Annotated in this window: 11 protein-coding genes; 10 read left to right on the top strand and 1 reads right to left on the bottom strand. The window is 60.6% G+C overall.

Annotated features, from left to right (window positions below):
- The first annotated feature begins 160 nt into the window (after window positions 1-160).
- The 10 genes from AC1MH0_RS22355 (at window position 161) to AC1MH0_RS22310 (ending at window position 12,113) form a co-directional block, all read left to right on the top strand.
- Window positions 161-859 carry a sugar transferase gene (locus AC1MH0_RS22355; protein WP_480966279.1) on the top strand — a complete coding sequence of 233 codons (699 nt, stop codon included), beginning with the start codon at window positions 161-163 and terminating at the stop codon, window positions 857-859.
- The gene (locus AC1MH0_RS22350) at window positions 850-2,076 is read left to right on the top strand and encodes a glycosyltransferase (protein WP_480966278.1); all 1,227 of its coding nucleotides are present in this window, start codon (window positions 850-852) and stop codon (window positions 2,074-2,076) included. Before AC1MH0_RS22355 ends, AC1MH0_RS22350 begins: the two co-directional genes overlap by 10 nt.
- On the top strand, window positions 2,073-3,203 hold the full coding sequence (locus AC1MH0_RS22345) for a glycosyltransferase family 4 protein (RefSeq protein WP_480966277.1): 1,131 nt from the start codon (window positions 2,073-2,075) through the stop codon (window positions 3,201-3,203). Before AC1MH0_RS22350 ends, AC1MH0_RS22345 begins: the two co-directional genes overlap by 4 nt.
- On the top strand, window positions 3,200-4,168 hold the full coding sequence (locus tag AC1MH0_RS22340) for a glycosyltransferase family 2 protein (RefSeq protein WP_480966276.1): 969 nt from the start codon (window positions 3,200-3,202) through the stop codon (window positions 4,166-4,168). Before AC1MH0_RS22345 ends, AC1MH0_RS22340 begins: the two co-directional genes overlap by 4 nt.
- Before the next feature lie 68 nt (window positions 4,169-4,236).
- Complete coding sequence (locus AC1MH0_RS22335) at window positions 4,237-4,794, top strand: polysaccharide biosynthesis/export family protein (RefSeq protein WP_480966275.1); 558 nt, start codon at window positions 4,237-4,239, stop codon at window positions 4,792-4,794.
- Window positions 4,794-6,077 carry an outer membrane beta-barrel protein gene (locus AC1MH0_RS22330; RefSeq protein WP_480966461.1) on the top strand — a complete coding sequence of 428 codons (1,284 nt, stop codon included), beginning with the start codon at window positions 4,794-4,796 and terminating at the stop codon, window positions 6,075-6,077. Before AC1MH0_RS22335 ends, AC1MH0_RS22330 begins: the two co-directional genes overlap by 1 nt.
- A gap of 1 nt (window position 6,078) precedes the next feature.
- The gene (locus tag AC1MH0_RS22325) at window positions 6,079-8,256 is read left to right on the top strand and encodes a GumC family protein (protein WP_480966274.1); all 2,178 of its coding nucleotides are present in this window, start codon (window positions 6,079-6,081) and stop codon (window positions 8,254-8,256) included.
- A 298-nt stretch (window positions 8,257-8,554) separates the two neighbouring features.
- Window positions 8,555-9,733, top strand: a complete 1,179-nt coding sequence (locus AC1MH0_RS22320; RefSeq protein ID WP_480966273.1) for an acyltransferase family protein — start codon at window positions 8,555-8,557, stop codon at window positions 9,731-9,733.
- A 41-nt stretch (window positions 9,734-9,774) separates the two neighbouring features.
- Window positions 9,775-11,010 carry a hypothetical protein gene (locus AC1MH0_RS22315; RefSeq protein WP_480966272.1) on the top strand — a complete coding sequence of 412 codons (1,236 nt, stop codon included), beginning with the start codon at window positions 9,775-9,777 and terminating at the stop codon, window positions 11,008-11,010.
- 156 nt (window positions 11,011-11,166) lie between these two features.
- Window positions 11,167-12,113 (top strand): IS630 family transposase gene (locus AC1MH0_RS22310; protein WP_480966271.1). Its coding sequence is split into 2 segments (ribosomal slippage): window positions 11,167-11,503 and window positions 11,503-12,113, totalling 948 coding nucleotides; the frame shifts between segments, so codons are not numbered across the junction.
- 12 nt (window positions 12,114-12,125) lie between these two features.
- Here AC1MH0_RS22310 and AC1MH0_RS22305 read toward each other — a convergent pair.
- Complete coding sequence (locus AC1MH0_RS22305) at window positions 12,126-13,280, bottom strand: glycosyltransferase family 2 protein (protein ID WP_480966270.1); 1,155 nt, start codon at window positions 13,278-13,280, stop codon at window positions 12,126-12,128.
- Between the last annotated feature and the right edge of the window lie 12 nt (window positions 13,281-13,292).

Genomic DNA, 13,292 nt, shown 5'->3' with positions numbered 1-13,292 from the left:
GATCGCGTTGGATAAGAGCGGTTAATTTTTCTTTCGCACTTGCGAGATAATGGTATATGCGCTGTTAACCGATAATGCCGAACCGCATAAGCGGGCTGTTGGAGAGCTACAATCTGTTCGCACGCTAGGTTTTCTATGCGTGTAGAGAAAGGGCTGCCCGATGGTTTCGCTTGCTACCTCGCCTATCTCGATTGATATCAGTGGCGGCGATCGAACCTCGCCGAGGGTGCATTGGTTTGGCGTTTCAATCGAGCACGGCATCATACGCTTGCTTGATCTTTCAACCGCGCTTCTCTTTCTGATGCTAGCGGCCCCGGTGTTAGTGGCACTTGCCCTATTTATCTGGGCTAGCGACGGCGGATCGCCGATCTTCGCTCACCGGCGGATCGGCCGTGGCGGCAAAAGCTTTCCGTGCCTGAAGTTCCGCACAATGGTCGTGGATTCGGACGTTCGCCTTGCCAAACTGCTTGCTACAGACCTTGAGGCTGCTGCGGAGTGGGAGCGTGACCACAAGCTGCGTCAAGATCCTCGAATTACGCCGCTTGGTCGACTGCTTCGCAAGTCGAGCTTGGATGAAGTCCCGCAGTTGCTGAATGTAGTTGTTGGCCATATGAGTTTGGTAGGTCCGCGTCCGATCATCGCCAGCGAAGCAATCCGCTATGGTCGATACTTTCACCATTATTGCAGCGTGCGGCCCGGCATCACCGGGCTCTGGCAGGTGAGCGGGCGTAACGACTTGAGTTACCGTCGTCGTGTAGTGCTGGATACGGTCTATAGCCGGTCCAAGTCGCTGCGGATTGACCTGTTTGTACTGTCACGCACGATTCCAGCAGTAGTGTCGGCAAGGGGTTGCTCTTGAATCCATCTTGCTACACGGGATCACCTGTTCAGGAATTCGAAACTCCGAACACTGAGGACAAAGAAGTCCTGCTGGTGGACCCCTCACTGTTCACTGCCCCATATGATGCCAGCCTGTCACGCGGCCTTCGTTCCGCGAACGTTAGACCGATCTGGGCGACACGGCAGCTTCGATCGAACGAAAGCGATGCGTTCGACAAGGCGGACGAGGTGTTGCGCTTTTTTTATCCGTTGACCGATGGCAGGCGCCGTCGCGACGGTAGCGCGGCGAAGTTGGTCAAAGGCCTGGAGCATCTAGCGGGTCTGCGGCATTTGGTGGCGATGGCCGACAAACGGTCCGTGGCCGCGGTACACTTCCAGTGGTCCGTCCTGCCGCTGCTCGACGCGATTGCGATCCGCCGGTTACAGCGTAAATGTCCTGTGATCTTGACTGTCCACGACACTGCGCCGTTTAACGGCAAGCGCGTATCTTCCGCCCAACGTAGTGGCTTCCATGCGGTACTGGAGGTCGCGGATCATCTGATCGTGCACACAGAGGCCGGGCGGCGTATCCTGATGGCAATGGGGATTGCCGACACACGAATGACGGTGATACCACATGGGTTGCTAGCGGCGGGAATGACCCCGCCCAGAGACAGGCGGTCGTCGGCGCGCTGGACAGTGGTCCAGTTTGGTAAGATTCAGGCGTACAAGGGCGTCGACGTGCTGGTGGAGGCACTGGCTCACTTGCCCATGGACGTGCGGCAGCAGCTGCGCGTCGTAGTCGCGGGCGAGCCATTGATTCCGCTTGATCCGCTGATTGCCCGCGCAGCTGCATTGGGATTGTCCGACGTGCTGGAATGGCGGCCGGGCTATCTGGACGACGTTGCGGTGGAAGCTCTGCTCAGCGAGGCAGACACCTTCGTCTTTCCCTACCGGGAGATCGAGGCGAGCGGCGTCTTCCTGCTAATCGCCTCGACCGGCGCGTGGATCGTAGCAAGCGACCTCGGCGCTTTTTCCGAACTGGTCGGTTCGGATGGCGAAGTGGGCCAGCTAGTCCCGCCGGGGCATGTGGAGGCGCTGGCCGCCGCGCTGGCTAGATCGATCGGTCGCAGGCCTACCCGCAGCGTCGCTGATGCCGTGCCAAGCTGGGATGCAATAGGCAGGCGCACCGTTGCGGTCTACCGTACCGCGATCACGCAGTGGCGAGTCACACACAGAAATTCTATCAACGCGTGACCGACACGCTGCTGATCTTGCACGACAGCCCCGATTTCGGCGGACACGAGCGGATGCTGCTTGCGCTGCTGCCGGGCCTGATCGCGTCCCGGCGCTTTGATCGAATTGCGTTCACAGTGCCGCGGTCCAATGTGCGGTTAGCCGCGGCGCTTGCCTCGCTTGCGCCTGACGTCGCGGTTATAGCCTGTGACAATTTGAAGCGCAGGGCCGAGCCGTATCTACGTTTCGTGCGCTTTGGCTACCAGCGCGTAGTGGCGCGGCTGATCGCGTCAGAACGCCCCTCGACCATATTACTGGTGCAGGGGCGGATCGAAAATCTCGCCAGTGCACTTCGGGCGTTGCCGCGCAACGTCCGTGTCATCAGTTACATCCCGATGGCCCATTCGATGCGAGCAATGGGGCGTTCCGGCCTAATTGGTGATAGAATACGGCGGGCGCTTTATCGGCGGCCTGACAGCTATGTCGTCCCTTCCAACGCGGTGGCAAGACAGTTGCGCACGCATGGCGTCACGGTTCCAATCGCCGTGGCCCACAATACCGTCGCCCCACCCCCGCGTACCGACCGCGCGCAGGCGCGACGCGACCTCGGGTTGCACAGCGACCGCCGGCTGGCGCTAGTACTGGGGCGGCTGGACCCTGCGCAAAAGGGAATCGACCGACTATTCACCGCGATCGAGCGTACCGGGCCGGAACAGCTGGCCAACTGGTCATTTGTACTGGTCGGCGACGGCCCCGGCCGCGCGATCGTGGACGCGGCGACCGCGCGGCTGCCGGCCGGCACCGTGCTATCCGTGCCCTGGACCGACCGGCCCGACCTCTATCTGTCGGCTGCTGATATCCTCGTCATGCCCTCGCGTTGGGAGGGCATGCCACTCTCCATGCTGGAGGCGATCGCTTACAATCTGCCGGTGCTGGCATCGCGAATCGATGCATTTTGCGACTTTCTTCCGCCTGAACAGATCACCGATTTCGAGAGGGACGATCTGGCGGTTGCGCTTGCCCGTGCGGCCGATCCTGCGCGCCGCGCATCCCTCGCCGCGGCCGCCGGGAACCAGGTTGCGCCACTGACACTTGAACATGCACATACTGCCTTTGTGGGCGCATTCGCTCCGGACCATGACGCATGACCCGGAGCGCCGTGATCATCATCCCCACACTGAACGAGGCACGGCGCATCGGCGACCTGTTGGACCAGCTGGCCCGCTTGCCCGCTACGCTTGTTCCAGAGATACTGGTGGCCGACGGTCGTAGTACCGACGCCACCCGGACAATCGTTGCCGACCGAGCGGCGCACGACCCCCGCATACGCCTAGTCGACAACGCCGCGCGCTTGCAGGCGGCGGGGATCAACTTGGCGGTAATGGAGGCCCGTTCGGATGCGGACACCATCGTCCGTATTGACGCCCACGCCGTCTACTCAGACGATTTCGTACCGCAGGTTATGGCTCGTTTCACGACGCCAGACATAACCATGGTCGCTGTCCGCCTCGACACCCGCGGCGAGACTTGCATGCAGCATGGCATCGCGGCTGCGATGAACAGCCGCCTCGGCACGGGTGGATCGGCGCACCGCGTCGGTGGTTTCTCCGGTTTCGTCGATCACGGCCATCACGCTGGCATCAACCGCGCGATGTTTTGCCGGGTCGGTGGATACGACCCATCCTTCCGGGCCAACGAAGACGCAGAACTGGATTATCGTGTGCGCCAGGCGGGGGGGCGCATCTGGCTCGCGGGGGAAATCAAGGTCGGTTATTTCCCTCGTCGCACCCTTGGTGCCCTTTTTACCCAATACCGCCGCTATGGGGAAGGACGCGCACGCACGTTTTTAAAGCACCGCGAGCGGTTACGCCTGCGCCAGTTGCTGCCGCCCCTGGTATCGTTCACTGTCCTCGCAACACTGCTCTTGTCGCTGCTGTCGCCGTTTTTCCTGATTGCGCCGATCGGCTACGTAGCCATGGTGCTTGCCGCCGCGACGGGGATGACGGTGCGAGGGCGCAACCACTGCATGATGGCCGCAGCTCCGGCTATGGCAGTGATGCACCTGGCCTGGGGACTGGGCTTCACCATAGCTGTCTCAAAACGGCGCTTTTAGTGGTATCGGCAGCCCTACCGCCATTGCTCAAATACTGTATAGGGGGATGAGTGATAAAAGAACAATCGATGACCCTGTTGCGATCCATGGGGCTTGCCCTGATTCTGGCAACCGCCAATTGTGCCGGCGGTGCCGTGGTCGATGGTCCCGAAGTGACGACAACACCACCGGTCTACCGACTTGCCCCCGACGACAAGGTACGCGTGAACGTTTATGGGGAGGAAGGATTAACCGGCACGTTCGTGGTCGGCAGCAACGGTAGCTTGTCGTACCCGCTGCTGGGCCAGGTCAAGGCGGCGGGGTTAAGCCTGCCGGAACTTCAGGCGCTCCTGACTGACCGGCTGCGCGTTGGTTACGTGAAGGACGCCAAGGTCAGCGTGGACATCACCGAGTACCGCCCTTTCTATATTCTGGGCGAAGTAAATCGTGCAGGTCAATATCCCTATCGCGTGGGATTAACCGTCAACTCTGCCGTTGCGACCGCAGGTGGCTTTAGCTACCGCGCGAACCACAAGGTCGTGATAATCCAGCACCTCAACCAGCCCGAGGAAGTCCGCTACCGTCTTGATTCATCCTTGCAAGTCCTGCCTGGCGATACCGTGCGTATCCTGGAGCGGTTCTTTTGATGATTGAAGCTCGTCGTCCGGTCGGTGCTGCACTACTTGCTGGTGGTATGATCATGGCGGCGGTGCCGGCTGTTGCGCAGTTGCTGCCTCCGGACGAGAGCATTCGTTTTTTCCGCTACACGCCCGTCCGCGAGCGGATGACGACGGGCTACGAGGTGCCTGGCCTGCCCGTCGGCAATTTCACCTTGTCCCCTGCGGTCGAGGTAACGGGAAACGCCACCGACAACATCTTCGCGCTCGAGGATGACGAGCAGGGCGACGTTTTTGTCGGGGTGGCGCCTTCCGTCCAGCTTGCCGCCAGTGCATCGAACCGTTCGGTCAACCTGAGCGTGGATGGTACCCTTACTCGCTATGCTCGGAACCCAACGGAAAACCTGAACGCAGTCAGCGTTTCTGGTTATGGAACGCAGGATCTTGGCGGGCAGATGCGGGTGCGCCTGCTAGGCCGGTTCCGCACCAACAGAGAATCGCGGGAATCGCAAAACGCGTTCGCCCTGACGCGACGTCCCATTGCATTCAGCGAAGTGACCGGAGGCGTCGCACTCAGCAAGCGTCTGGGCAGCATCCTGATAGCAGGTGAAGCCGGGCTGCAGCGGTACAATTACCGCGACGGTCAACTGCGCTCCGGCGGCGAGTTAGATCAGGATTATCGGGACGGCACCATCCGCTCGGTCCGGGGTCGTGCCGACGTAATACAGAGCGCCGCCGTCGCATATTTCCTGCAAGGTAGTTATACCTCGTCATCCTACGCACAGCTTAGTTCGCTGGGAGTGCAACGTGGAGCGAAGACGGCCGAGTTTCTTGCCGGCGCCCGGTTCGAGTTGCCGATCTTGGCGCGAGGTGAGATCGGCTTGGGGTATATCACTTCCGCCTACCGTGACGGCGACTTTCGCCAGTTTTCGGCACTGGCGGTGAATTCCCGTGTTTTTTTCTTTCCATCACAGCTGACGACGGTGACGGTGAACGCGGTTCGTAGCGTCAATGACGCTGGTACGCCCGAGTCCAGCACCTATGTGGCATTGATTGGCGGTATTCAAGTCGACCACGAGTTGTTGCGATCGCTGATTGTGAGTGCAAGCTTCCAATACGAACGTGACCGCTTCAACGGCGTTGACCGCCGCGACGGCCGGTCCAACTTGACAGCCAGCGCCGACTACCGACTTAATCGGAACTATTCTCTTCGAGTCAGCGCCGACCGGCTAGACCTGTCGTCTACTGGGCAGGCGCGATATAAGTCTTTAACCCGGGACAGAATCCTCGTGGGTCTCGGCGTAAGGATCTGACGTGAACCAGATACCCGTTCCCATCGATAAAACCGCCGGCCGCGAACTGACGCGACAGAGCCAGCCGCTGCCGCGCCGTCCTGTGGCCCCCACTGATTATTTCCGGCGCTTGCTTATGGTGCTGCGCCGGCGCTGGCTGCCGTTTCTGGCGGTTTTCCTGATCGTCTTGGCGGCGGCGGGCACGTATATCGTGCAACGGGTACCCCAATATACCGCGGCAGCGACATTACTGGTCAACTCGCGGATCCTGAACGTCCAGGCCAAGGATAACGACGTCGTTCCTGTAAACTCGGCTGATGACGAGGCCGTCGCGTCTGAGATTGAAGTGTTGCGCTCGGCAGGGGTGGCACGTCGCGTCATCGACGCAATGCGGCGACAGCGCAACGATTATGGGCGTATCGTTACCCAGTACAAGACACCTCCGCCGCAACGTGCGATACTCAATGCAACGGAGGGACGCGTCAAGGTCGACCGGCCGGGTGGCACCAACGTGCTGGCCGTATCTTTCACCGCGGCGGATCCCATGATTGCCGCGATGACGGCAAATGAATTCGTGACCCAGTATCTCGCGTTGAAGGTGGACAGCCGCCTGAACGCAGCGCGCAGCACCGATGCCGGTTTGCGCCGCGAGTTGGACAATCTACGCGGTCGCGTGGTGGAGGCCGAGGCAAAGGTCGCTGCCTATCGTCGCGCCCGCAATCTGCTCAGCGCCAACGGCGAAACGCTGACCGAGCAAGAACAGTCGGTTTACAAGCAACAGGAAGCAACCGCCCAGACCCAGCTGGCGGAGGAACGCGCACGCCTCACCACCGCGCGATCGCAGCTTGCCCGCGGATCGAATGGCGATGACGTAGGCGAAGCCCTCAGTTCCCCCGTCGTCAACCAATTGCGCGGGCAGCGGGCACAGGCTAGCGCCAAGCTTGCTCAACTCGAAGCCCGTTACCAGCCCCAGCATCCCGAAGTAGCGCGCGCCCGTGATGAACTGGCCAAGGTGGACGGCGAGATTCAAGCAGAAATTCGCCGGGTCATGTCAAATCTGGAAGCTCGCGTTCAGGTGGCCGGGCAGCGCGCCAGCGCCGCTAGCGGGATCGCCAGCGCCTCGCGCGGCGAACTGGCGGCGAATACCTCCGCTTCCGTGGAACTAAACGAACTTGAACGCCGTGCCGATGCACTTCGAACAAATTACAACGCCCTTCTTCAGCGGCAGACGATCGTTGCCAGTCAAGCGATCGTCGCCGATGCCGACGCTCGTCCGCTATCACCTGCACTACCCCCGGAACAGCCGAGTTCGCCCAACCGCAAGCTGGACGCAGCACTGGCGGTGGCGATCGCCCTGCTGCTCGCGGGCGGCACCGTGATGGTGCTGCAACTGTTCGATCAAACACTGGTGTCTTCACGCGAAGCAGAAGAGGCGCTTGGCTTGCGCCATGTCGTCAACGTGCCTGCGCTTGCATCGATCGCGGCGGCTTCGGATCAAGGCATGGCGCCGATCGACTATGTGGTGGAACGCCCCCTTTCTCCTCTCGCCGAAGCGATGCGAAGCCTATTGTTCGCAATCGAAAATGAAGGGCATGGCGAACAAATGCGGGTGGTGGGCATCACGTCCGCGCGGGCGGGAGAAGGCAAGTCGACCACGGCCGCCTGCCTGGCCCGCATCGCTGCGATCAGCGGCCGGCGCACGTTGCTCATCGACGGCGATATCCGCCGTCCCAGCATCGCCTCGATATTTGGACTGTCACCGCAGGTCGGATTGACGGAGGTATTAGCAGAGGAGGGGCAGGTCCGTGACGCATTGCTCCGGGATGAGCGGAGCGGCGCATATATCTTGCCGTCGCTGATCCAACGGTTTGAGCATCGCCATATAAACTCGGAAGCAAACCTTCATCAGTTGATGCAGCGGATTGGTCAGGTGTTTGATATCGTCATTATCGATACCGCACCGTCGCTTGCCGCAGTAGAGTCACGCCTGCTGATGAATTTCGTTGATCAGGCATTCATGGTGGTGCGATGGAAACATACACCAGTGCCGATTGTCCGTTCGGCACTGCGCCGGTTGGCATCAGTCCGAGTGCGCATGTCTGGGATAATCATGACCCAAGTCAACATGAAGGCAGTAGCCGCTTACGCGATCGACGACGTGGATCATGAATATCAGACTTACACAGCACCCGTAGGCTGATGTCCGGATCAGATCGACGACAGGATAAGGGCCCAGCACAAGCCGCCACCCGCCAGCAATCCCAGCCATGCTCCAAGGGACACAGCACGGTGATAATGTTGTGGAAACGAGCTTGTTCCCACACCGTAGCGGCCCTCGGGAGTGCTAACGTTTGTAATGGTCATGTGCGAAAGATAATTCACACATATGCATATCAGATCACCAAACATGGTTACGAACCTGATATGATCGAACGTGGGTTTCATGCCATGCTTTTGCATCGTGGCTGTATCTCCTGTAACGATAGTGACACAAACCATTGATCGAAAGCAAGTCCAATTCGTTTTCCCGCATCGCTCCTGAGCGAACGCTCGAAAGCGGCAGACCGAAGCTTAATCTTTCGGTCCATGGCGCGCGTGGGCTGTTCTCGGTGCTGGTGTTTGCATTCCACGTTGCCAATTCGGGGCTGGCGACCTTTTACCCTGCTGACAGCTGGCTGGCAGTATACGCATTCGGGTCATTCAAGTTCGGCGTGGAGCTGTTTTTCGGCATCAGTGGATTTGTGATCATGGGTGCGCTCTCGCGTGCGCCATCGTTGCGTGCTTTCGCATGGGATCGGGCGACGCGCATCTATCCACTGTTATGGACGACGCTCATCGTCATCACCGTCCTGAGCTTGGCGACCCGGCACTGGATGCCCCCCTTCACCGACTGGCTACTCAACTTCCTGGCCCCGCCACCAGTCTACGACCTGCCGCAGGTCAATCCTGCCGCTTGGTCACTAGGCTACGAGGTGAGCTTCTACGCACTAGCCGCGCTGTGTTGGTATGCCGGCCGCCGGGGCCTGCGCTGGCGGCGGCTGGCTGTTGTTGTAGGTACGCTGCTGATTGCCGTATTGCCGCGAGCACTGCTGATGCCAGCAGGCGTTCTAATCGCGGCAGGAATGCTCGATCGTCGCGTCCTCGTCCGTCTAGGGGCGGTCCCAGGTATCTGGCTGGTTGCCTTCCTGCTGCTTTGGCGGTGTGCAGAGTTGCTTGCCCCACAAGGGGAGATCGCCTTGCTGACGCCTGTCCGCTTCGACATCATTGCTTGGACAGCAGCGCTGCCGCTGATGGCGGCGGCCGGCGCCGCAGGGTGGCTGGCCCTGCTTGGTATCGCCCGCGAACAAGGCGCCTTTTGCGCACTGTTGCGAAGCGCGCCGCTGCAGTGGCTTGGCACAATTAGCTACAGTTTCTATCTCTGGCATCCCGTCGTCATGGCGCCGGTCAAGGCCGCATTGATCGGGTCCGGCCTTGTCGCCACGCTTGGCCCTGCAGCCCAACTGGTGTTTGCAATCACGGCGCTGCTGCCTGCGCTTGCCGTGGCGCATATCAGCCAAATCTGGATCGAGCGTCGGCTGACACGCTGGCTACGACGCCACGGGCCTGTGGAAGATCGCGGAGCGGCCCCTGTCACCAGCGTCATGTCTGCCCATGGAACGGAGTCCGGCGAATCCTGACGAACGCCATCCCGAGCGACAGCTGGACAGACGACGCTGCGGTGGCGAATAAGATCACGGCTGGCGACCTTCGCGCCAGCCGTTTGTTCGTCCATCTCAACCTGATCTTCTGCCTACTGCTCCAGCGATTCTGCGTTATCGTCGGCGGTGGCATCCTCTACTGGTGCCTCCTTGCCTTTCTCACGATGACGGGATGGCTGTTGTGGACAGGGCGAGCCCGGTTACGTCTGGGCGGCACGCTGACGTTCGGTGCTTTTGCAGCAGCGGCTCTAGTTAGCACGTTGATCGCGGTCAACACGCCGGATTCACGCATCAACGGCATTAGTCTGCCCTCGCTGGCCTCGGTGCTGTTGGTCTATGTTGGGATGCTCGCAGCGCCGACCGCACGGTTCGATGGCTCGCAGACGCTAAACATCTTCGTCATATATCTACGGGGAATAGCTGCGGCGGGTATTTTTCAGTATCTCGCTCAGTTTGCAGGGTTTCGCGTATTCGCGTTTATTGACTGGGTGCCCGCGCTCAGGCCGATCTTGGCGGAGCCGTGGTTCAACTATCATCCAGTGGTCGCCTACGGATCGTCGGTGATGCGCTCGAACGGCTTCTTTTTGCTGGAGCCCAGCATCTTCTCACAGTTCGTTATGCTTGCGGTGGTGGTGGATGTGTTCGTACGCCGCGATTGGCGCTTCCTACCCCTGTACGGCATTGCCTATCTCACGACCTATGCAGGCACTGGGCTGCTCGCCTTCGCAATCGCGGCGGCACTGTCGGTGGTGTTTGCGCCACGTGCGTCTGGCCGGCTGATTGGGCTGATGTTGGTCGGCGCAATCCTTGCCGGTCTAGCGGCGGTTGCCGTGCCGGCCCTGTTCGGCGGGCTGATGGGGCGAGCCAACGAACTTAATTATTCGGGCAGCAGCGGCTATGCCCGCTACATGGTTCAGTTCGACGTACTGCGGGCCTTTTCCGGGGACACGCGCACGCTGATCGGATTTGGGCCCGGCGCGCTGGAACGCATGGGAACCAGCGTCGCGGGCAGCATTAGCACCGCACTGAAAATTGTGTTCGAATATGGAACGGTCGGTCTTGCGATGTTTGCTGCCTATGTGATCGGGTCGTGGTGGCGGCGCGACATGGCGCTGGTCTCGCTCTACTTGTTGGTCAACTACCAGATGGGGGGGGGCTATCTTTTGTTCATGCCCTTCATCATCATAGCCACGCTGCTATGCCTGTGGTCGGCCCCCGTGGAGCCGTCTGCCGAATTCGAGGATGATCTCTCCTGAGGAGAGCGTTTCGACCTATTATTCCCGACATTACGCTGGTCACCTGAACCGAAGCGGTCGATTAGAGCGGTTTCTCACCGGGCTGAATCATAATGGGATTCCCGTCGCTGCGGTTTTCTGATTCAGGATTCATGCCGGTGCAGGAGGCTGGCATGGATGGCGCGAGCACTGTCGGTAGATCTTCGGGGTAGGGTTGTGGCGGCTATCGCGGGTGGTCTGTCGCGTCGGCAGGCTGCGGTACGGTTCGGTGTCAGCGCCGCGAGCGCCATCCGGTGGCAGCAGCTTGCAACCCAGCACGGGACGCCAGCGCCACAGCAACAGGGTGGCGATCGACGTTCGATGAGGATCGAGGCGCATGCCGGGTTGATCCTAGACGCTTACAAGGCGACCCCCGACATAACGCTTGCCGAGTTGCAGGCGCTCCTGGCTGATCACGGCACCGAGGTCGCGCTCGGCACGATATGGCGGTTCTTCGCGCGACGCGGGATCACGCGCAAAAAAAGACTGCGCACGCGACCGAGCAGGATCGCCCCGACATCCTGAAGCGGCGCGAGGAATGGTTCGACGGTCAGCTCGATCTCGATCCCGGGCAGCTCATCTTCATCGACGAGACCTGGGCATCAACGAACATGGCACGTCGCTACGGCAGAGCGCCACGCGGCGAACGACTGCGGGCCGGCGTGCCGCACGGGTACTGGAAAACCACCACCTTCGTCGCGGGTCTGAGCCGCACCGGCATGATCGCACCCTGGGTGCTCGACGGAGCGATGAACGGTGATGCCTTCACCACCTACGTGACCCGCGTGCTGGTGCCCGAACTCTCGCCCGGTAACGTCGTCATCATGGACAACCTGTCGAGCCATAAAGCGCCGGCCGTGCGTGTCGCCATCGAAGCCGCAGGTGCCAGGCTCCTGTTCCTTCCGCCCTACAGCCCGGACTTCAACCCTATCGAGATGGCCTTCTCCAAGCTGAAGGCGCACCTGCGAAAAGCGGCCGAGCGGACCATTCACGGCCTCTGGGATGCCATCGGCCGTATCGTCGACCTCTACTCGCCCCAGGAATGCTCGAACTATTTCGCAGCCGCTGGTTACGATGCAGACTGATCAGAAACCGCTCTAGTCGCCCAGCGCCATGCGTGTTCCGCGACGCTGGATAAAGCGGTGAAACGAATTCGGTACTGCCAGTCGCATAGCTACACGCGCCGCGAAACCGGGGAACAGCTTGGGCGGGATAAGTGCGAACGCCGTTCGCCACTCGCCCTTGGTCGCCAGCCGTGCGGCTGCACCGCTGACGTGCCGCTCTAAAATTTTGCGTCGTTCAGCAGGCACACCCGGCATGCCGTCACCAAGCGCATGACGCACAAATACGGCGTCTCCCCAGCTCAGATCATAAGGACGGTAGGTGGTCAACTCCAGCAGTTTGGCCGCAGTCGCACGGATCAGATACGCCCGCTCATCCGCATCGAGACCGGCGGAGGCCAGTTCCACTACCCCGGCCAGTCCTCCAGCTTGCTTGTACCCGGCAACGCGATCCTTTAGGAAATTCAGGTCGGGGCGTCCGGCGCGCCGGCGCCGGGCCGATAAACCGGCAAGCTGGGCATTCACAGCCATGATCCGGCCGTTGGTTGCTGACGTACCGGAGATGCTTGCGTCATGGAGGCGGTAATCGGCGAGCACCTGGGGCAGGTTGACCAGCCGTCCCACCTCACGCAGCCGCCAGTAGAGATCGGTGTCCTCGCTGTGTACCGCGAAGCGATACCCGCCCACCCGTTCGAGCGCCACACGCCGCAACGTCAGCAGCGGATGGATGATATAGGGCTCACGCGAGGGAATATGGTCCGGGTCGCACAGATCGGGTGATTCCAACGCCGTGACAGTGCCGGTCGGCTGATCATCAGCACCAATATGCCGCGCCTGACCACCAACCGCCACCACATCAGCATGAGCGCGAAGATAGTCGATTTGCACCTGAAGCCGCTCAGGATAGGCCAGATCGTCGGCATCATGGCGAGCAAGGAATTCGGCTTGGCAGAAAGTCAGGCCGTAATTTAAGGCATCGACGATTCCGCCATTCTCTCGGCGATAAATATGTATACGCGAGTCCGCTTGCGCCATCTCTGCCAAGATGACGGGAGTGCCGTCGGTCGACCCGTCGTCAACGACGTGGATCAGGATATCACGTAGAGTCTGTTGCTGAATGCTCTCCACGGCAGTTCGGATCGTTGCTTCGGCATTGAAGGCTGGGATCAGCACATCCACGATAATCGGCATAGCTCGCCTCTA

The sequence above is a fragment of the Sphingomonas sp. AP28 genome, assembly GCF_056680455.1.
This window is presented reverse-complemented; position numbering and strand designations above follow the sequence as displayed.

Bases quoted from the DNA above. Each gene is read 5' to 3' on its own strand.
- AC1MH0_RS22305 (WP_480966270.1), bottom strand. From the start codon at position 13,280: ATGCCGATTATCGTGGATGTGCTGATCCCAGCCTTCAATGCCGAAGCA.
- AC1MH0_RS22355 (WP_480966279.1), top strand. From the start codon at position 161: ATGGTTTCGCTTGCTACCTCGCCTATCTCGATTGATATCAGTGGCGGC.
- AC1MH0_RS22330 (WP_480966461.1), top strand. From the start codon at position 4,794: ATGATTGAAGCTCGTCGTCCGGTCGGTGCTGCACTACTTGCTGGTGGT.
- AC1MH0_RS22340 (WP_480966276.1), top strand. From the start codon at position 3,200: ATGACCCGGAGCGCCGTGATCATCATCCCCACACTGAACGAGGCACGG.
- AC1MH0_RS22335 (WP_480966275.1), top strand. From the start codon at position 4,237: ATGACCCTGTTGCGATCCATGGGGCTTGCCCTGATTCTGGCAACCGCC.